Consider the following 20,934-nt stretch of genomic DNA (forward strand, 5'->3'; position numbering starts at 1 on the left):
ATAAACTGTTATATATACTATTAATATTTATATTGTATTAAATTTATTACTGGTTAATATCTTTTTCATAATTAACATGTCTACATACTCATTATCAATACGATAAAAATTCTTTACCATTCTAACTGTTTCAAATCCAACTTCTTTCCAAAAACTAATATTTAGGGAGTCGTTTCTCGCTACTCTGGTGAAAAATATATCTGTACCATATTCCTCTGAAAAGTATTTAATTAATTCTTTAATTATTTTACTACCTAAATCAGTGTCTTTATAGTTATTATTAAGATAGAAAAACCAAATCCATACTTCATTAGGGTTTTTAAATTCCATTCTTCCCTTCAAAATTCCAATTAATTTTTCTCTTTTATTTACCTTTAGGAAAAACTCACATTCGCTTATATAGCTTTCCCAAAACCTTTCTGACAGCTCATCTAAATTGTCTATACCTCCTAAGAACTGTTTTTCAAGTTCCATACACATTTCTATCTGCGGCAAATCAACCTTTTCTATCCTCGACACACTGATATCTCCAAAATCTATATTTACATCTAACATACTTCCACCTCTTTACCGCTTAAAAATACATTAAATTTTAAATTCTACATTGGTCTTTAAATTCCTTTATTTTAATAAATTCTATATTTGCTGGCCAAATTACTAAAGAGATAATAATAAAATTCCTGAACTATCATATAGCCCAGGAATTTTTACTATTACTCTATTCTATTTATCGGAAAGTGAAATGTTTATTTCAAAAGAGTTACCATTCTCCATGGTAAGAGGTGCACATACTGAAGTAGATTTTGTTGTAGATATCTCTATGTTATCTCCTATCATTATAGTAGGTGGTGTTATATCTAAAGCTATTTTTTTTGTAGAAAATATTGTTGCAGCATTTCCTGAAATCATATTTGCCAGTTCACTAATAGCGGATCTAGCCATGTCATCTAATTTAGATACAGGCATACCACACATCATACTGGAAGCAATACTACAAGCTGATTCATTACGTAAGTTAAAAATAACCTGTCCTTTCAAATCTCCTGCTATACCTACTATTATAACAACGTTATCTCCATTAAAGGACGAATTTCTTGAGAAAACTTTACCTAAAGTAGTTTTTGCATTAGCCACCTGGCTAAGCATATCCTGGGTAGCTTCTATAAATGGATTAATATACTCTACGTTCATTGTAGTTCTTCCTCCTAATATCTATCATATATCATTAAATTTATACAAAAATTATATTGTTTATATAAATTATTATACAAATTCAATGTAAATTCAACATAAAATTATATTATTTTGAATTCTAATATTTTTTGTATCAAAATGATTAAAATTCACAGCATTTTTTATCATTATGGGAATTTTTTTCTCATAATAAAGCTATTTTTTACTTAATATCATTATGAAACAGTTAAATATTTAATATACTGCTAAAATATGTTACAATAATCTTATAAGTATTAATTTTTTGCACTTCTATATTAATTACTCACTAAATACAGTTCTTATGTAAAATAAAGCTTGGGGAGGCACTTTATGAACGATTTAGAATTCTGGTCAGATATAGGCGATATGTGTAGAATAGATATGGATAGCATATTGGAATATGATATTTCTTCCTTTATACTTCAAGCTGTCTTTGACTCTTCAAATGATGGTTTAATTGTTACAGACGAAAATCTTTTGATAAAAAAAGTAAATATTGCTGCAGTTAAAACTCTTGGTATAAAGGAAGATGTGCTATACGAAACCTATTTAAACAATATTCTTAAGGATGATATTATAAATACAATTCTTTTAACTGGAGAAAAACATTTTGATGAAGACTGCAGTTTTTACTCAAATGGAACCCAAATAAGGTGCTCCACCAATATTATTCCCGTTAGAGTTAGAGGTAAGAATATTGGATTAGTTCTATCCTTACGAGATACTAAAAACTTACATAACATTGTTAACAAGGTTGTAGGATATAAGGCATCTTTTACCTTTGATGATATAATCACCAGAACCGAGGAAATGAGGAATATAGTTGAGTTTGCAGAAAAAGCTGCTAAAACTAATTGTAATATACTAATCGAAGGACAAAGTGGTACAGGAAAAGAGGTGTTTGCACAGTCAATTCATAATTATAGTTCAAGACATCGTGGTCCTTTTGTTGCAGTAAACTGTGCTGCAATTCCAAGGGAATTAGTTGAAAGTGAACTTTTTGGTTATGAAAAAGGCGCCTTTACAGGAGCATCTAAAGGAGGAAATCCTGGAAAATTTGAACTTGCTGACGGCGGAACTATATTCTTAGATGAGATCGGTGAACTTCCTTTAGACATACAATCAAAACTTCTTAGAGTATTGGACAACCTTAAAATTGTAAGGGTAGGCGGTACTTATGAAAAAACCATTGATGTAAGAGTAATTGCTGCAACCAACAGAACTCTTACAGAAGAGATAGAAAACAAGAATTTTAGAAGCGATCTTTATTATAGACTTAGCGTGATGAACCTACACCTGCTGCCATTAAAAGAAAGAAAAGAAGATATTGAACCTTTAGCTCAATTTTTCATTACTAAATTAAATTCCAAAAACCCATGTAATCCTAAATACCCTGATTCATCCTATATAGAAAAACTAAAAAACTACAGTTTTGATGGAAATATACGTGAACTTAGAAATCTAGTAGAAAGATCTTATTATCTTTGTGAGGATTCTTTAATTACTTCAAATATACTTAACAAGATAAGAACAGTAGTAACCCATACCCACGTAGTTTCTCCAGAACATAAGCACAATCATCCACATCCTAAGGAAATACTTCCTTTGGAAATGGTTGAGAAAAACTGCATAAAGGAAGCACTTAAACACTGTGGTGGAAACGCTGTAAAAGCAGCAGTTTTGCTAAAGATAGGAAAAGCCACAATTTATAGAAAAATAAACAAGTACGGAATTGATTTAGATGATTTTAACAAACACTAGAAATATATTTATCCCTCATGAAATAAAGTGGACAGTTGGAGAAGAATCTCATAACTGTCCACTTTGTTTTAACTTATATCTTCATATTTAATTATTCTTAGAGCAGAAGTCGGACAAACCTCCATACAAGCTGGTCCTTGATCTCTATCTCTACAAAGATCACATTTGTTAGCAACTATCCTCTCTTTATCCTCAGCTCCACCTTCTTCACCAATACGCTTTAATCTGTCTTGGTAAACTTTCTCTCCATCCTTATACTGTGCAACTAGCTCAATTAATCCATATGGACAAGCCACTATACAGGTTTTACAGCCTATGCATAGATTTTCATCTACAACTAAACAGCCATCCTTATTTTTTATGGCATCCACTGGACACACCTTAGCACAATGAGATTCTTCACACTGTCTACATTGAACTGGTGCACTCACCTTTGCTGTCTTAATTACAGTTAAACGAGGATTAAATTGAATATCTCTAGAATCTTCCTCAAAAATACTTGTATCTGAATGAGATACAACGCAGGCAATTTCACAAGTTCTACAGCCTATACATTTTTTAGGGTCAGCTACTACGAAGCGATTTGTCATTACTAGATCTCCTTTCTACATTCATAATGTGTATGCAGAAGTTAGTGGCATAACATGGTTGGTATGTCAAAACTATTTTCTACACTTATAACTTGTATGCAGAAGTTCATGGGATTTATGACCTAAAGGTTCTCCAAAGAACTCTTCATATATTTTCTTTATAGCAGGGTTTTCATGGGACTTTCTAATCTCTAAGTTTGCATCATGATTGTAAAGTCCAGCTTTTCTGTTATTATAAGCTAAATCCCTGTCTTCATCTAAAATTAGCTTTGGCTGTCCGCCTCCGCTTATACAGCCTTCAGGACAAGTCATAACTTCTACAAAATGCAAATCACATTCACCAGCTTTTACCTTTTCCATTAAAGGTTCAACATGTTTTAGTCCTGAAACTATTCCAACCTTTAACTTTAAGTCTCCAACTTCTACTTCTGCTGTTCTAAAGCCTTCTCCACCTCTTACAGCAGTCAGATCTACACTTGGTATAGCTTGCTTAGTTATAAGTTCATAGCCTGTTCTAAGAGCTGCTTCCATAACTCCACCAGTTAGACCAAAAATAGTACCTGCACCAGAGTAATTTCCTAGTGGATTATCGAACTCTTCTTCAGGTAAGCTGTTGAAATCAATACCTTTATCTTTTATTAATTGTGCTAATTCTCTTGTTGTTATAGCCACATCTACATCTCTATAGCCACTATCCTGCATTTCCTCTCTGTCTGCTTCAAAAGGTTTACATGTGCATGGCATAACGGATGCGCTAAACACTCTAGCTGGGTTAACATTATTGATTTTAGCACCATAGGTTTTAAATACTGCTCCAGCCATCTGCTGTGGTGATTTACAGGTTGAAAGATGGTCAATAAGTTCTGGATATGTTTGTTCTACATACTTAACCCATGCTGGACAGCAGGATGTAAACATTGGTAAGGTTCCACCTTCTGTTACCCTTTTTATAAGCTCAGTTCCTTCTTCCATTATGGTAAGGTCTGCAGTAAAGTTTGTATCATATACTCTGTCGAAACCTAATCTGCGAAGTGCCGCTGCTAGTTTTCCAGGAGTAAGTGTTCCTAATTGTAAGCCAAAATCTTCAGCTAATCCTACTCTTACTGCTGGTGCACATTGTACAACCTTAAACATATCTTTATTTTGTAATAAGTCACTAACTTCATTTACACGACCTTTATTAAAGGCTGCAAATATAGGCTCTTTTACGCTTTTTAACATTCCTCTATCATAGAGTTTTTTACTTCTAGGTGTTGGAATTTCCTCATACATAGGAGCATAGCCTTTACAAGTCTGTACACATTGTCCGCACATTACGCATTTATCTGCATTTATTTGCTGTGGCTCTCCTTCTTTGCCTTCTATTGCGTCAACAGGACAAACATCTGAACAACGTCTGCAACCTGTACATAATTCTTTATCTATATTTATTATGGCAGTATTTGTTGACATCTCTAACATCCCTTTCTTTTCCGGATTTTTACATCCTACAGATTTTTGTTAAGGTTAAGTAACCCTAAAACCGCTTTAACATTACGATCTGTCTTATCTTCTTTTGGGGTAGCTATTTTTAAAGCATCTTTTGGACATGCCTTAATGCAATTTGGTGTACCACCAGCTTCTTTGCACATGTCACACTTATACGCCATTATAGTTAACTTACGGTCAATTCCGCCATTTACTACTTTTCCTACATACCTTGGTAATAAATCAATTGCTCCAACTGGACATACTAGACTACAAGTCTTACATCCTATACAAGCTTTATCATCTATTACTATACTTCCATCTACTTCAGTTATTGCTCCAGCTGGACATGAATTTGCACAAGGAGCATCTTCACAATGTCTACACTGAATTTCCATAGCTGCATTTTTATTTTTTATAAAAAACAATCTTGGTATTATAGGGGTATCCATAGTACCTATTGTTGCACCTGTATTATCTTCTCTATGAGCTGCTGCACAAGCTACTTCACAGGATCTACATCCGATACACTTATTTGGGTCCCCCATCACAAAAGAGTTAAGATCTGGTTTCATTTAACTTACCACCCTTCCTTAATTTCCAATTCTCAATTCTAAGTAACTCTAAGCTACAGCTCTAAACCTTCAAAAATATTTTTTATATTCTCTAAGCTAGCCTTTCTCTTACAATCTTCACAGAGGGCCTTTTCCATTTCCACTCCGGATCTCTTAAATGCAAATCTTAAGTGGTCTACAGTAGCAAATTCCTTACCACAGCTTTCACAAGCTTGTAACTTAAGCTTTTTGCCCCATATTTCTCTTTCTCCATCCTTGTCCACCATTTTTATTGCATTAGTTGGACATACATTTACACAAGCAGCACAACCTATACATTCTGGAGATGGGTCCTCAAATGGTGTAGATACCTTTTTAAAGATACCTCTGTCAACTGTGGATATAGCACCAGTGCCCATTTCTTCACAAGCTCTTGCACAAAGCCCGCAAAGTACACAGTTTTCACTTCTATCAAGCTTAAATCTATTTACTCTCTCTTCCTCAACTCCAAATTCTGCTGCCATTTTCTTAAGTTCTTCATTCTCAGGACATCTAGCTTGAAGAAGCATGATTATATCTTTTCTCATTTCTCTTATTTTTTTAGAATTAGTTACAACTTCAACTTCACCTGTAATAGGGAATATACAAGATGTTACAACCTTTGCTCTTCCTCTGTCTATTACTTCAACTACACAAAGTCTGCAGCTTCCGAGCCCTGCAAGAGCGTCACTGTGACATAATGTAGGTATATATATGTTATTTCTTCTTGCCACTTGTAGTATATATTCACCATGTTCTGCTTCACATGCTTTTCCATCAATTATAATTTTCATAGCAGCACCCCCTATTTAACTTTAACTGCATTAAACTTACAAATGTTCATACAGTTACCACATCTTACACACTTGTCAGTATCAATTGTGTGAGGCTTTTTAATCTCACCACTGATAACGTCCACAGGGCAGTTCTTCTTACATAAGTCACAACCAATACACTTTTCTTCGTCTATGACAAAAGTTGTAAGCTCCTTACATACTCCTGCACGACATCTCTTATTTCTTATGTGCTCTTCAAATTCGTCTCTAAAATATCTAATAGCTGCTGCAACTGGATTTGGTGCACTCTTTCCAAGTCCACATAATGCTGCACTCTTTACAGTCTTACAAATTTTTTGAAGTTCTTCTATATCTCCTTCTCTTCCTCTTCCTTCACATATATCTGTTAATATCTCAAGCATTCTCTTTACGCCTTCTCTGCATGGAACGCATTTTCCACAGGATTCTTCTGCAAGGAAGTTTAGATAGTATCTTACAACGTCAACCATACAAGTTCTGTCATCCATAACGATCATACCGCCAGAACCCATCATAGAATCAGCCTTAACTAGAGTATCATAGTCTACTTGTAAATCTAAGTATTCCTCAGGCAGACATCCACCAGAAGGACCTCCTATTTGAACTGCTTTAAAGGCTCTATCATTTAGTACTCCGCCGCCGATATCATATATTATTTCTCTAAGAGTAGTTCCCATTGGCACTTCTACTAGACCTGTATTCTTAACTTTACCAACTAATGAAAAAGCTTTAGTACCTTTACTATCCTTCATAGTTCCTATAGAACTGTACCATTCTCCACCCTTATTCATTATTATTGGAATATTAGCCCAGGTTTCTACGTTATTTAGTACTGTAGGCTGTCCCCATAAACCTTTTTCAGTAGTATGGATATACTTAGCTTTTGGTTCTCCAACCTTTCCTTCTATTGAAGATAGTAATGCTGTAGATTCTCCACATACGAAGGCTCCACCACCTCTTACTATGTCAATATCAAAGTCAAAACCACTATTCATTATGTTTTTACCAAGATATCCTCTTTCTCTTGCCTGCTTTATTGCTAGCTTCATATTTTCAATAGCTAGTCCATATTCATCTCTTATATATGCAAAGCCTTGGTTTGCTCCGATAGCATAAGCACATATAGCCATACCTTCTATAACACTGTGAGGGTCGCCTTCCATTATACTTCTATCCATGAAAGCACCTGGGTCACCTTCATCACCATTACACACAACATACTTTTGATCAGTATCTATACCAAATGCAGTTTTCCACTTACGTCCTGTTGGGAAACCTGCACCACCTCTTCCTCTAAGGCCGGATTTAGTTACCTCTTCTATAACATCCCCTTTTTTCATATCGAAGATTACTTTATGAAGGGCCTTGTATCCATCTTTCTCTAAATAGTCTTCAAAAACAACAGGATCTATTTCTCCTACGTTTCTAAGTGCTATTTTTATCTGTCTTTTCATGAATTCACTTTGTTTATGATTTCTTAATCTTTGTTTTGTTGAAGTTTCAAGGTAAAGAAGTCTATCAATAACCTCACCCTTCATTATTGTTTTTTCTACAATTTCCTGTGCATCTTCAAATTTCACCTTAAAGTAAGCAATATCATCAGGCTGAATCTTTACTACAGGTCCTTTTTCACATAGACCATCACAGCCTGTAGCTTTGAACTCATATTCAGCTTGCACATCAGCTGCTGCCCCTAATTCAGCTACTTTTTTCTTAAGTTCTTCATATAGCTCCATACTGTTTCTAGCTAAACAACCTGTTCCACAACATACATAAATAGTTTTCTTTATACTCATCACTACTCACCTCTATATTCATCAAGAATTTCTTTTACCATTTTAGGTGTTAGGTTCCCATAGTATCTCTCATTAATCATCATAACAGGTGCTATAGCGCAACATCCTATGCAGTTAACAGTATTAATTGAGAACTTAAGATCTTCTGTTGTCTGTCCAGCTTTAATACCTAGGCACTTTTCAATCTCATCAAGAGCAACCATTGAACCTGCAACGTGACAAGCTGTTCCATCACATACAGTTACTATATATTCTCCCTTTGGTGTTAAGCTTAAAGCTTTATAAAAAGTTGCCATACCATATAACTTACTTACAGGTATATCTAAGTATTCAGCAAGAGTTTCTAATGCTTCTCTTGGTATATACTTATGCTTTCTTTGTATGTCCTGAAGTATAGCTAAAGTAAATCTCTGTTCCTTAGGATATTTTTCTATTACGTCTCTTGCACATAAGGAGTCATTTTGTAGAATTTCTTTTTGTGCCGCCTCCATAAATTAATCCCCCTTCTATTGGTAATTATATATAAACAGAATAGTATGACTATTCCGCTTAACCCTTAACTAGAACTGATTAAATATAAAACTTATTAATTTTTCTCTGTTACTCTATAAGAATTTGTATATATGTTAGCCTTCTCTCCCCGTACAAAACCAATTAATGTTATATTTAGCGCATTGGAAAGTTCTATTGAAAGATTAGTCGGTGCTGATTTTGAAACTACTATTGGTATGCCTGATTTTGAAGTTTTCAAGACCATTTCAAAGGATACTCTCCCACTTATAAGTAGTATTTTATCTTCAAGAGATATATTACGTATAAGTGCTTCCCCCATTACTTTATCCACTGCATTATGCCGTGCTACATCTTCACATATAAACAATACCTTTTCCTTATCACATAAAGCAATAGAGTGAGCTCCCCCTGTTTGTTTAAAAGCTTCCGAGTATGAAAGATTTTCTTTCATTAGGTGGTAAATCTTTTCGATTCCTATGGTAATATTGTTGTCTTTTACAACTTTGCAGTTCAAATCTCTAATAAGCTTTTGAAAAAACTCTTTTTCATTATTTTCATTAAACCCTACAGGTAAAACCTGCCTGCAGGGCTTTTTATCCATATTTGAATTTATATTAACTCTTGCTATTCCACTTTTCTCATCTATTTCTAAAGTCTTTATGTCCTCCATGGAATCTATTATTCCCTGAGTCCTCAGATATCCAACTACTAAAGCCTTAAGGTTCTCCGGAGTACATGTCAAAGTTGTGATATGAGTATCACTTAAAATGATACTCAATGGATACTCATATATCATAATTTCTTCTACAGTTTCAGTTTCAGTTCTATCATACTTAACTACAGAATACTTTATTGTCTTATTCAAATTATTGAGTCCTCCTCAAAAAGTTGTCTTCAATGAATTTAGTTACTGTCTTTGCATCATTTAAATCTAAGACAGGAATATCTAGTTCTAATTTTTCATTGCTGGCAACAGCTATAAAATTCGATATATCACTATTTTTATATAATAAACCCTCATTTATTTCTTTTCTATGAACCTCTATCTTAGGAAAAATATTTCCTTTAAAACCTTCACAAATAATAATATCCACATTAGGAAAGAGCCACAGTAGCTCTTCTACAGTTTTTGGTACTTCTAGTCTTTGTATTAATGCTAATTTAGATCCTGAAGCAATTACAACGTTATCTGCTCCTGCTTCAGTAAACTGATATGTATCTTTACCAGGATAATCTATTTGAAATTTATGTACATCATGTTTAATAACTCCTACCTTATGGTTTTTACTTTTAAGGTCTTTTATAATTTCTTTAATTAAGGTAGTTTTTCCAGTACCAGACTTAGATGCTAATATAGAAATTACTGGTATCTTATTTAAATATAAATCTTCCATTTAAAATCTCTCCTGCTCTCACTATAGATGTATCTTTATCAATAATTATAATTCCATTTGCTTTACTTATAGTTAAAAGTTGATTTGACCCCTGTGAGCCAGCCTTATATGCATAATAAGCTCCATTTTTTTTTCTTATATCCACATAAACATAGTTGTCTCTGCCTTTTTTAACTTTAAAGTCCTCTTCTAAAATTACAGGAAACTCATCAGCACTTACCTCATCAATTCCCATCATTTTCTTGATAGCAGGACTTACAAACTGTTCAAAAGTATTTATTACAGACAAAGGATTGCCTGGAAGGGCAAAATATAACTTATTTTTGAACTTTGCAAAGGTTACTGGTTTTCCTGGCTTAATAGCCACTGCTTCAAACTTAGTATCTACCTTTAATTTTTTTAGACTATCGTGAATAAAATCATAGTCTCCAACAGAAGCACCACCAGAACTTATCACTATATCTCCTTCTTCAAAGGCCTCTTCAATCTTCTCAAAAATCAAATTCGGATCATCTCTAATTACTCCATAGGATTTTACCTCTGCACCGAGATTTTTGGCAAGGGCTAGAAGAGAATATTCATTGCAATTTCTTATTTTCCCTGGTGTTAACTTTTCTTCAATATCTATTAGCTCGTCTCCAGTAGTAAGCAAAATTATTTTAGGTATTTTATGTACTTTGATTTTGCTATATCCTAAAGAAGCTAATAAACCTATTTCTGCTGGTCTTATTTTCTTTCCTAAAGGTATTGCTAATTCACCACTTCTAATTTCTTCACCCATCTTTAGTATGTTTTTTTCTCTGCCTATAGGCTCAATTATAGTTATCTCATCACTGAATTCTTTTACTTTCTCAACCTGAATAACTGTATCAGCTCCCCTAGGTAATGGTGCTCCAGTCATGATTTTTATTGCTTCTTTACTATGTAATTCTTCTTCATAGAGATCTCCTGCCTTTATGACTCCTTTTACCTTTAACCTTGCTGGTTTTTCAGTTGAACATCCCTCGGTATCCTTACTCTTAATTGCATATCCATCCATAGCTGATTTATCGAAAGGAGGTAGATTGTCCTTCGAATAAATATCTTCTGCTAAAACCCTATTAAGCGAAGATATTAAATTTAATGTTTCCGTTCCTAAAACTTCTGTTTCTGCAATTATTGTACTTAAGGCTTCTTCAACAGTTATCACTTCATATTCCTCCCTAAATGCTGTCATATTATATTATTGTAATTAGAAACTACTTTCTTCTTTTAATGCATCCGATGGAATATTACCACCGGATGCTAGTTATTATATTTAGTAAAAACCTACGAATATATACCTACTTAAACTGTACATTCATTTTTTTTCTAATATTGTCGTACTCATCTTTAACAAATCTTTCTGCCGCTTCTTGATCTTCTATAGCCTCCACCTTTACTGCACAGTACTTGTACTCTGGTGTTTTGGATATAGGATCTAAATTATCTAAAGTCAACTCATTACATGCACCTACCCACCATTGGTAAGTCATATAAACAGCTCCAGCATTAGCCCTATCTGTTATTAATGCTCTTGCTACCACAGAACCTCTTCGTGAAGTTATTCTAATTAATTCCTGATCCCTAATTCCAAATCTTTCTCCGTCCTTTGGATTTATTTGAACATATCCAGGCTCATCAGCAAGTTGTTGAAGGGCGCGGCAGTTTCCAGTCATAGTTCTTACAGAATAATGTCCTACTTCTCTGACCGTTGATAAACTAAGTGGGTATTCCTCATCAGTAAGCTCCATAGGAGGTCTCCACTCTGCTGCAAATAATCTTCCTTTGCCATTTGGCGTATTAAATTTATTGTCTTTGTATAGGTAGGAAGTTCCAGGATGATCCTCTGTAGGACAAGGCCATTGGATTCCACCAAGTTCTTCTAAACGCTTGTAAGTTACTCCTGAGAAATTTGGACATAAGCCTCTAAGCTCATCCCATATCTCCTCAGTATTATTGTACTTCATTGGATATCCCATAGCTGTAGCTATTTCAGAAATTATTTGCCAATCAGGTTTTACATTACCCTTTGGCTCAATTGCCTTTCTGAATCTTTGGAATCCACGATCAGCACAACTAAATACTCCTTCATGCTCTCCCCATGATGTAGCTGGAAGTATTACATCTGCATGAAGTGCTGTTTTATTCATAAATATATCTTGAACAATTACAAGTTCCATTTTATCTAAAGCTTCTCTTACCTCTGCGGAATTTGGATCACTTTGAACCGGATCTTCTCCCATTATGTAGTAAGCTTTAATCTTATCTTCTTCTAACACAAGCTTTGGAACTTCTGTTAAATGATAACCCTTTTTATTGGAAAGGTCTACTCCCCATGCTTTTTCAAACTTTTCTCTTATAGCATCATCCTCAACACTTTGATATCCAGGATACACATTTGGTAGTGCTCCCATATCACAAGCCCCTTGAACATTATTTTGACCTCTTACAGGTCCTATACCTACACTTGGTCTTCCAAAGTTTCCAGTTAATAATGCTAAGGAGGCTAGTCCCTTAACTACATCAACAGCTTGACCAAATTGACACACTCCCATACCGTAAAGTATCATAGCATTCTTTGCTTCAGCATACATTCTCATAGCTTTTCTTATATCTTCTGCTGGAACACTTGTCATCTTTTCCGCATATTCTGGAGTGTACTTTTCAACTAAAGCCTTATACTCTTCAAAACCTTCAACATATTTTTCAACATATTCCTTATTATAAAGTCCTTCATTTATTAGAACATTAGCAAAGGCATTAACCAGTATCATATTAGTACCGTTCTTTATTGGAAGCCACAAATCAGATATTCTAGCAGACTCTGTTATTCTTGGATCAGTTACAATAATCTTTGCTCCCTTTTCCTTTGCTTTAACTATTCTTTTAGCCACTATAGGGTGTGAATCCGCACCATTATAACCAAAAATAAATAGTAAATCAGTATCGTCTATTTCATGAATTCCATTTGACATAGCTCCATTTCCTAATACGTAAGCCAGACCGGCTACGGAAGGGGCATGTCAAACCCTAGCACAGTGATCTACATTATTAGTGCCGATTACTGCCCTCATAAATTTTTGCATTATATAGTTAGCTTCATTACCAGATCCCCGCGCACAGCCTGTTCCCATTATAGCATCAGCACCATACTTGTCCTTTATTTCCTTTAACTTAGATGCAGTAAAACTAATAGCTTCATCCCAAGAAACCTCTTGTAATTCACCATTTCTTCTAATCATTGGGCTTTTTAAGCGTGCAGTTAAAATTTGGGGATCATTTAAAAAATCCCATCCATAATACCCTTTAAGACAGAGACTTCCTTCATTTGTTCTACCATTAGCTGGTTCTGCTCTTACTATTTTATCATCTTCTAAAATCAAATTAAGGTTACATCCAGCACCACAATAAGGGCATATTGTTAGTATTTTTTGTTCCATTCTTTTCCCTCCCTTTAAGACCTACTCATACCTGATGTTATATATATAAGTTCATTAGTTGTTCATTATGACTATTTTAATTAACTACATATTACTAATCATATTTTGTTCTATTATTTGTAAGCAATTCCTTCTTATAACAAACTGTGTAATATAATTACATTTTAAAATATTCTGAAATTAAAGTCAAGCTAACTTTGTTAAAAGATGCTACAGCCCTAATCGGCCAAAATAAAGGTTAAATTCTAAAATGCCATTGAAAGACATGGATATTTTAGCTTTCCTTTAATATAGTTAAATTAAAATCGAAAACCTTTTTTTGAATATTGTGACCTTTTATAATATTTTCTTAGTAATTTATGTTATTACTTTAACAAAACTCCACCCCTTTGTACCTTAATTTGGTACCTTTATAATTGAATAGTATTATGTAAGGAGGGAATTATATTAATGGTTTTAAAATAAATACTAAATTAATATTTTGGAGGGAGTAAAATCTATGGATAAAAACTATTTAGAAGAAACAAAACAACTTAATCAACAATCTAGACAAAAATCCTCAGGTGCTGGAATGACTAACAGCATAAGCAGCAGCTCAAGTGACTCAGATGTTCAGGAAGCAAGACAGCTTAATGCAGAATCTAGACAAAACTCCTCCGGTATGGGAGCTTCCAACATGGGAATGACTAGCAGCATAAGTTCTAGTATGAATAGTTCAAGCGACCCTGCACTTGAAGAAGCAAGACAACTTAATGCACAATCTAGACAAAACTCTTCTGGTATGGGAGCTTCCAATATGGGAATGACTAGTAGTATAAGTTCTGGTATGAACAACTTTAGTGACCCAGCACTAGAAGAAACTAGAAAATTAAATGAAAAATCAAGACAAAGTAAAAGATAACTGATATTTTTAATAGCTACTGAACCATTAGGTTTAGTAGCATTAACATCTCCTTCATTAAGGCATTACTAAATATATTTTAAATAAAGTATATTATATTTAGTAATGTCTTTTCCTTTTAACATTTTACTAGATATAGTATACTTTATAATTATTTATTTCACATAGTTATTAAATTTATTGATAATTATAAGAAAATTAATAAAAGAAAAAACAATTTTTTTGTCCTAAAAATGTCGTCAGTATTTATTTAAGTATACTATTGGAATATTTGTGTATGGTTAGTCATCTATGTATGTTATCTATTACTGTAGCTTTAATTCTAAAACTGAAGCATCCCGATGTTTTAAGAATGAGTTTCTCTCCTATGGACAACTTCCCCATTTATAATAGTCATTATTACTTTCGTATTAACTACATCTAACGGATCACCATTTAACACTATTATATCTGCATCATATCCCTTCTCTATTTTTCCCAGCCTATCACCACATTCTAGCAACTCTGCCGCACTTATAGTTATACACTTTATAGCATCTAATCTTTTTAACCCCTCTGATACAGCTAGTGCAGCAACAGCTCTTAACTGATCTATGGAATTGTAAGGATGATCCGTCATCAAAGCTATCTTTACACCAGACTCTACTAAATCTACTGCAGAACCATAGTTTCTTTTTCTCAGCTCCATTTTTATTCTAGGAGTAAGCATTGGTCCAAAGGCTATTGGTACATTCTTTTCTTTTAAATATTCCTTAACTAAGTGTGCTTCTGTGCCATGTTCTATAACTAATTTTTTAATATTAAATTCATCTGCTATTCTTATAGCTGTAACTATATCATCTGCTCTGTGGGCATGGGCTCTTAAGATCATTTCTCCTCTTAACAGAGGAACTACTGCCTCTAATTTAGCATCTCTTTCTGTTATCTTACCTGCTTCTTTGCGCTGAATATAATCTTCAGTCCTCATAAATAATTCCCTTATTAGTGATGCAACTCCCATTCTTGTAACAGGACATTTATCCTTTTGTCCATAGGTACTCATAGGATCTTCACCGAAGGCAATTTTAAGACCAGAAGGATTTTTTATAACCATTCTATCTATTATATTACCATGGGTCTTTAAAACTATGTTTTGACCTCCTACCGGATTGTTGCTTCCTGGTCCACTCATAACTGTAGTAACTCCTGATACTATTGCATCTCTAAATGCAATGTCTAAGGGGTTTATGCCATCTAATGCCCTCAAGTGTGGTGTTATAGGATTTGACGTCTCGTTATTATCAATTCCTAGTTTTCCTGTAGCTTCTTCTATAATTCCTATATGGGTATGACAATCTACAAATCCTGGTAAAACATAATTTTCTTTAATATCAAAAACTTCTATATCTTCAGCTTCATAGTTAATAACGTTATCTATGTCAGTTATTTTTCCATCCTTAACTAATATATCCTTCTTTATTGTAGTTCCTTTGCTATCTTCTATTAATAAACAATTTTTAAGTAATATTGACTTCATATACTCCACCTCATATTATGCATACTTAATTAATTTTTATAGAAACTATAATCAAAACCATATCTCATTAAATATCATCCATAAAACAAAATCCACCTTTAGGATAACCTAATATTAGTATTTTATTCTACATATTCTCATAGCCTAGTATGGAAATTTGATTCACTTTAATTAAGACTGCACTTACATATAAATCTAGTTATAAAAAAGACTAAAGGTGGCACACTAGAATATATAAAAGAATTACTAATGGAGGTTTTCAGATATGGCAAAAAAATATTCGGTAATATTAATGCAAGATGAAAACTCTTGTGCAGTTAAACAGATAAGCCAGAATACCTTTGATCAAATACATGATATGAAGAAATCTGGAGAAAATGATGCTAAAATTGTAAAGAGTCTTACAGAGATAAATACTACAGAGGATAACATAGTTATAAACGGTGTCAGCAGAAGTGAAGCTATAGATTATGCTTTAGATGACGGTGCTGATTATGTTATTATAAAGGCCTTTGATACTTAATAAGCAAATAAATAAGAGAGGTAATTTTACCTCTCTTTATTGCATAATTTAAATTCAAAATAAGTCTTAACAAATATTTCATAATTTTATTACTTGGTGCAGATGATGGGATTTGAACCCATACGCCCTGTGGACACTACCCCCTCAAGATAGCGTGTCTGCCGTTCCACCACATCTGCACTTTATGGTTATATTATACTACATTTTTATCAATTGTCAACTTTATAATTAAAGCATACTGCCTGTTTATTCCTTACCATATAGATATTTATAAACACTATAATTTACTTTAACCTTTTTTACATACTTGTCCGTTTCTTTAAATGGTATGTAGTGAAGATTTTTACCATCTGCAGAATTTTCCTCATTGTTGAGCCACTTCTGCACATTTCCTCTTCCTCCGTTATAAGCTGCTAGCACTAGTTCCATATTTCCGTTAAATTCTCTTCTAAGATCATCTAAATACCAACAACCCATTCTTATATTAAACTCTGGATCATAAAGCATACTGTCACCAGGATAAGCTATATCCATTTTTTCAGCTGCCCACTCCGCTGTGTCTCCTGTGATCTGCATAAGTCCATATGCATTTTTGTTAGACTTAGCTTTCTCTTCAAAGTTACTCTCAGTTTTTATTACTGCTGCAACTAAGTATGGATCTAAATCATATTGTTGTGAGTATTCAAATATATGCTCTGAATACTTAAGGGGAAAAAAGTGTTTCCCAATATTTTTTCCATTCATCAGTAGTATAACTATCAATATAAGCACAAATGCACGTTTTATAAATTTCAATCTAAATTATGCCTTTAGACCTTTAGGTTCTAAGGCACTCCACCCCCCTATATTTTCTGCCTATTTCCTTTAGCGTATTTTCTAGTTCCTTTTTTGTTCTTTCTATTGTATGAGAATTATCAATTATATAGTCTACAAACTCTCTCTTTTCTTCCAAAGTCATCTGTGAGTTTATTCTATCAATTATTTCAGTGTCTAACAAATCATCTCTTTTTTTTATTCTTTCTATTTGAGTGTCTATATCCACCCAAACAAGTATGTTTATATTCATTTCTTTATGTAGCCCATTTTCAATTAGAGTAGGAGCATCAAGAACACAAATTTCATTTTTCTCTTCTTCGAATCTTTTAATTCTATGAAAAATTTCTTTTTTAATATAAGGTAATATTATATCTTCGTAGTGTTTTCTTCTCTCTTCCTCTGCAAAGATAAAATTACCAAATTCTTTTCTTTTTAGCTGCCCGCTTTCATCAAAGAACTTTTCTCCAAAACATTCTTTTACTTTTTCTAATATTATAGGATATAACAGCAATACCTCTCTAGCAATTACATCTGCATCTATAATATTGAAGCCTTTTTCTCTTAATATACTAGAAACCGTACTTTTCCCACTTCCTATTCCACCTGTTAGACCAATTCTTAACACCTTATCACCTCAGATATAAATAATCTTAAGCTTATTTCAATTAATAGATTTATGGTTAATCTGAAGGTATTGTTACTTATCCCAATACCTTCAGGTTACTTATTTTGCTTCGTACCAATTCTCTCCTATATTCATATCTATTTCAAGGGGTACCTTTAGCTGAAGGACTTTCTCCATTTCCTCTTTAACTATAGACTTAACTTCATCTATTTCATCCCTGTAGGCATTAAGAATTAATTCATCATGAACCTGAAGTATAACCTTGCTTTTAAAATTTCTTTTCTCAAGCTCATTATATACGTTAACCATAGCTAATTTTATAATATCTGCTGCACTACCTTGAATAGGAGCATTCATAGCCAGTCTTTCTCCAAAGGATTTTACCATCTTATTTGAAGAATTTATCTCTGGTATAAATCTTCTTCTATTCATTATTGTCGTAACATACTCATTTTCCTTTGCATGTTTTATTATATCATCCATGTATTTTTTTACACCTGGATATCTTTCGAAATATGTGTCTATATAGTTTTTTGCTTCTTTTCTTGAAATCTTTAGATCTTTTCCTAAGCTAAAATCTCCTATGCCGTATACTATACCAAAGTTTACTGCCTTTGCATTACTTCTTTGTAAAGATGTAACCTCCTCCATAGGAACTCTAAAAACTTCAGATGCAGTTTTTGTATGTATATCACTATGATTTAAAAAGGCATCTATTAAATTCTCATCTCCAGAAATATGTGCAAGTACTCTGAGCTCTATCTGAGAATAGTCTGCTGAAATTATAATACTATCTTCATTATTTGGTACAAAAACCTTTCTTATTTCTCTTCCCATTTCATATTTAATAGGAATATTTTGCAGATTAGGTTCTGTACTTGAAAGTCTTCCAGTAGTTGTTACAGTTTGATTAAAGCTAGAATGAATTTTGCCGTCCTCATCTATTACAGCTTTTAAACCCTCAATATAAGTTGAATACAATTTAGTGAGTTGTCTATAGTAGGTAATCTTTTCTATTATAGGATGTTTATCTGATAGTTCCTCCAGTACCTCTGCATTAGTGGAATATCCAGTTTTAGTCTTTTTAATTACAGGTAAATCTAATTTTTCAAATAATATCTTTCCAAGTTGCTTAGGAGAGTTTATATTAAATTCTTCCTCTGCTAAATCATAAATTTCCTTCTGAATAGAGCTTATTTCAGATTTAAATTTCTTTCCAAGCTCATCTAACTTTTCCTTATCTACTTTAAAGCCCTCGTATTCCATAGATGATAAAACATCAGTTAAAGGCTGTTCCATTTTATATAAAAGTTCTTCCATTTCAGCTTCTCTTATATGAGACTCTAAGGTTGTGTATAATTTATATAAAAGAGAAGTTGCTCTAGCCTGACTATCTTTATCATCTTCTTGAATATTTACCTTTAAGTAATGCTCTATAATATCACTTAACTCATATTTTCCTCTTGAAGAATCTATTAGATAAGCAGCTATCTTGGTGTCAAATTTCATCCCTACAAAGTCTACCCCCATTTTATGCAGTATAGTATGAGGTACCTTTACATCATGACTTACCTTTTCAACACTGTGATTTTCAAATATTCTCTTTAACAGAGCTATAACTTCATCTCTATTTTCATCATATAGTGTCTTTAGTTCTACTACGTAATTCTTTTCCTTTATATTTATAAATATTTGCTCTATATAACTTTTTGAATATACATTTGCTTCAGCTATTTTAAAGGTCAAATATAATAGTTCCTTACTTTCACATAAGTGGTCTGTTAATTCTCTAAACTTTTCTATACTTTCAATTATATCGTAACTTATCTTTATATCTTCTGTATTGTCTTCAGCTTCACCTTCATCAGTACCTTCTGCACCAGGAATTTTATCTAAGAGAGATTTAAATTGAAGCTTAATAAATAATTCTTTTACCCCTTTAGCGTCATAATTCTCTTTTGATTTTATTGAATCTAAGTCTATTTCTATAGGTGCATCAGTCACAATAGTGGCTAGCTTCTTACTAAAAACTGCCTGTTCACTATACTGCATTAAATTTTCTTTAATTTTTTTGCCACTTATATTATCTATATTCTGAAGGACATTTTCTATACTTCCATATTCCCTTATTAACTTATACGCAGTTTTTTCCCCTATACCAGGAACTCCCGGTATGTTATCAGATGCATCTCCCATAAGTCCTTTAACATCAATAAATTGAGTTGGAGTTACTCCTAATTCTCCAATCATTCTATCTTTATCGTAAAGCTCTTTTTCTGTAATACCCTTTTTAGTTATAATAACCTTTATGCTATCTGAAGCTAGTTGAAGGGCATCTCTGTCTCCAGTAACTATATAAACCTCTATATCCTTCTTTTCTGCAAAGATTGAAATAGTACCTATCAAATCATCTGCTTCAAAGCCATCTATCTCGAATATGTTAATAGCCAAAAGTTCTAAAAGTTGTTTCACTACTGGAAACTGCTCCCTTAATTCATCTGGCATCTTCTTTCTTCCAGCTTTATAATCCTTATATTCGTTATGCCTAAAAGTAGGTGCACTTCTATCGAAAGTACATACTATATAGTCTGGTTTTATCTCTTCTTTCATTTTTAAAAGCATGTTTGTAAATCCATATATTCCATTAGTATGTAATCCCTCTGCATTGGTCAAAGGTGGCAGTGCATAATAAGCTCTGTTCATCAAACTGTTTCCGTCCAATATTAATAACTTTTCCTTAGACATATCGTACCTCCATTATTATATTAACTAAATTTATTTAGGCAACCTCAAAACCACTGCTTCCCCCAATGGTGTCTCTTTCTTCTTTATAACCAGTTCTTTTTTATTTTTCCTCAGCTTCTCTATTATAACATTTAACACTATTATTCTCTATTTTTTCAAAAATTTTATCCTGTAAATAATTTATAAATAAAACCCCTCTAACC

General features: G+C 33.1%; 19 protein-coding genes and 1 tRNA gene. 3 read left to right on the forward strand and 17 right to left on the reverse strand.

What is annotated here, in order from left to right; translation table 11 throughout:
• Positions 1-27: 27 nt before the first annotated feature.
• Both P8V03_RS01730 and P8V03_RS01735 read right to left on the reverse strand, forming a co-directional pair.
• Positions 28-555 (reverse strand): GNAT family N-acetyltransferase, encoded by a 528-nt coding sequence (locus P8V03_RS01730; protein ID WP_318796550.1) that lies wholly within the window; start codon positions 553-555, stop codon positions 28-30.
• Positions 556-723: 168 nt separating this feature from the next.
• Complete coding sequence (locus P8V03_RS01735; protein WP_318796551.1) at positions 724-1,191, reverse strand: chemotaxis protein CheX; 468 nt, start codon at positions 1,189-1,191, stop codon at positions 724-726.
• Positions 1,192-1,581: 390 nt separating this feature from the next.
• Here P8V03_RS01735 and P8V03_RS01740 point away from each other — a divergent pair, with 390 nt between their 5' ends.
• The gene (locus P8V03_RS01740) at positions 1,582-2,976 is read left to right on the forward strand and encodes a sigma-54 interaction domain-containing protein (RefSeq protein ID WP_318796640.1); all 1,395 of its coding nucleotides are present in this window, start codon (positions 1,582-1,584) and stop codon (positions 2,974-2,976) included.
• A gap of 68 nt (positions 2,977-3,044) precedes the next feature.
• On the opposite strand, the gene P8V03_RS01745 is transcribed toward P8V03_RS01740, so the two are convergent.
• The 10 genes from P8V03_RS01745 to fdhF all read right to left on the reverse strand — a co-directional run bounded on the left by P8V03_RS01745 (position 3,045) and on the right by fdhF (position 13,605).
• Entirely contained in the window at positions 3,045-3,566 is a 522-nt protein-coding gene (locus P8V03_RS01745) for a 4Fe-4S dicluster domain-containing protein (RefSeq protein ID WP_261672989.1), read from the reverse strand.
• A 72-nt stretch (positions 3,567-3,638) separates the two neighbouring features.
• Positions 3,639-5,018, reverse strand: coding sequence for a [FeFe] hydrogenase, group A (locus P8V03_RS01750; RefSeq protein ID WP_318796552.1), 1,380 nt, complete (start codon positions 5,016-5,018; stop codon positions 3,639-3,641).
• 35 nt (positions 5,019-5,053) lie between these two features.
• Entirely contained in the window at positions 5,054-5,608 is a 555-nt protein-coding gene (locus P8V03_RS01755) for a 4Fe-4S dicluster domain-containing protein (RefSeq protein WP_261672987.1), read from the reverse strand.
• A gap of 53 nt (positions 5,609-5,661) precedes the next feature.
• Positions 5,662-6,420, reverse strand: a complete 759-nt coding sequence (locus tag P8V03_RS01760) for a 2Fe-2S iron-sulfur cluster-binding protein (RefSeq protein WP_318796553.1) — start codon at positions 6,418-6,420, stop codon at positions 5,662-5,664.
• A gap of 11 nt (positions 6,421-6,431) precedes the next feature.
• The gene (locus P8V03_RS01765; RefSeq protein ID WP_261672985.1) at positions 6,432-8,237 is read right to left on the reverse strand and encodes an NADH-quinone oxidoreductase subunit NuoF; all 1,806 of its coding nucleotides are present in this window, start codon (positions 8,235-8,237) and stop codon (positions 6,432-6,434) included.
• 2 nt (positions 8,238-8,239) lie between these two features.
• A complete protein-coding gene (gene nuoE, locus P8V03_RS01770; RefSeq protein WP_261672984.1) occupies positions 8,240-8,728 on the reverse strand; it encodes an NADH-quinone oxidoreductase subunit NuoE in 489 nt (162 codons plus the stop codon).
• A gap of 95 nt (positions 8,729-8,823) precedes the next feature.
• Complete coding sequence (gene fdhD / locus P8V03_RS01775; protein WP_318796554.1) at positions 8,824-9,615, reverse strand: formate dehydrogenase accessory sulfurtransferase FdhD; 792 nt, start codon at positions 9,613-9,615, stop codon at positions 8,824-8,826.
• 1 nt (position 9,616) lies between these two features.
• Positions 9,617-10,144, reverse strand: a complete 528-nt coding sequence (mobB, locus tag P8V03_RS01780) for a molybdopterin-guanine dinucleotide biosynthesis protein B (protein ID WP_318796555.1) — start codon at positions 10,142-10,144, stop codon at positions 9,617-9,619.
• On the reverse strand, positions 10,122-11,333 hold the full coding sequence (locus tag P8V03_RS01785; protein WP_318796556.1) for a molybdopterin molybdotransferase MoeA: 1,212 nt from the start codon (positions 11,331-11,333) through the stop codon (positions 10,122-10,124). Before P8V03_RS01785 ends, mobB begins: the two co-directional genes overlap by 23 nt.
• Positions 11,334-11,466: 133 nt before the next feature.
• Positions 11,467-13,605 carry a formate dehydrogenase subunit alpha gene (gene fdhF, locus P8V03_RS01790; RefSeq protein ID WP_318796557.1) on the reverse strand — a complete coding sequence of 713 codons (2,139 nt, stop codon included), beginning with the start codon at positions 13,603-13,605 and terminating at the stop codon, positions 11,467-11,469.
• 499 nt (positions 13,606-14,104) lie between these two features.
• On the opposite strand from fdhF, the gene P8V03_RS01795 reads away from it, so the two are divergent.
• Positions 14,105-14,506, forward strand: coding sequence for a hypothetical protein (locus tag P8V03_RS01795; protein WP_318796558.1), 402 nt, complete (start codon positions 14,105-14,107; stop codon positions 14,504-14,506).
• A gap of 346 nt (positions 14,507-14,852) precedes the next feature.
• Here the strand turns inward: P8V03_RS01795 and P8V03_RS01800 are convergent, their stop codons facing one another.
• Positions 14,853-16,022, reverse strand: coding sequence for an amidohydrolase (locus P8V03_RS01800; RefSeq protein WP_318796559.1), 1,170 nt, complete (start codon positions 16,020-16,022; stop codon positions 14,853-14,855).
• A gap of 265 nt (positions 16,023-16,287) precedes the next feature.
• On the opposite strand from P8V03_RS01800, the gene P8V03_RS01805 reads away from it, so the two are divergent.
• A complete protein-coding gene (locus tag P8V03_RS01805) occupies positions 16,288-16,545 on the forward strand; it encodes a hypothetical protein (RefSeq protein WP_261672977.1) in 258 nt (85 codons plus the stop codon).
• 94 nt (positions 16,546-16,639) lie between these two features.
• Here P8V03_RS01805 and P8V03_RS01810 read toward each other — a convergent pair.
• From P8V03_RS01810 to polA, 4 genes are all read right to left on the reverse strand, one after another.
• A tRNA-Leu gene (locus tag P8V03_RS01810) sits at positions 16,640-16,724 on the reverse strand.
• A gap of 67 nt (positions 16,725-16,791) precedes the next feature.
• A complete protein-coding gene (locus P8V03_RS01815; RefSeq protein WP_318796560.1) occupies positions 16,792-17,340 on the reverse strand; it encodes a lytic transglycosylase domain-containing protein in 549 nt (182 codons plus the stop codon).
• Between the two features lie 22 nt (positions 17,341-17,362).
• On the reverse strand, positions 17,363-17,986 hold the full coding sequence (gene coaE / locus P8V03_RS01820) for a dephospho-CoA kinase (RefSeq protein ID WP_318796561.1): 624 nt from the start codon (positions 17,984-17,986) through the stop codon (positions 17,363-17,365).
• A 99-nt stretch (positions 17,987-18,085) separates the two neighbouring features.
• On the reverse strand, positions 18,086-20,731 hold the full coding sequence (polA, locus tag P8V03_RS01825) for a DNA polymerase I (RefSeq protein WP_318796562.1): 2,646 nt from the start codon (positions 20,729-20,731) through the stop codon (positions 18,086-18,088).
• Positions 20,732-20,934: the final 203 nt, after the last annotated feature.

The sequence above is a fragment of the Clostridium tanneri genome, from assembly GCF_033659955.1.
GTDB classification, from domain to species: domain Bacteria; phylum Bacillota; class Clostridia; order Clostridiales; family Clostridiaceae; genus Clostridium_AM; species Clostridium_AM tanneri.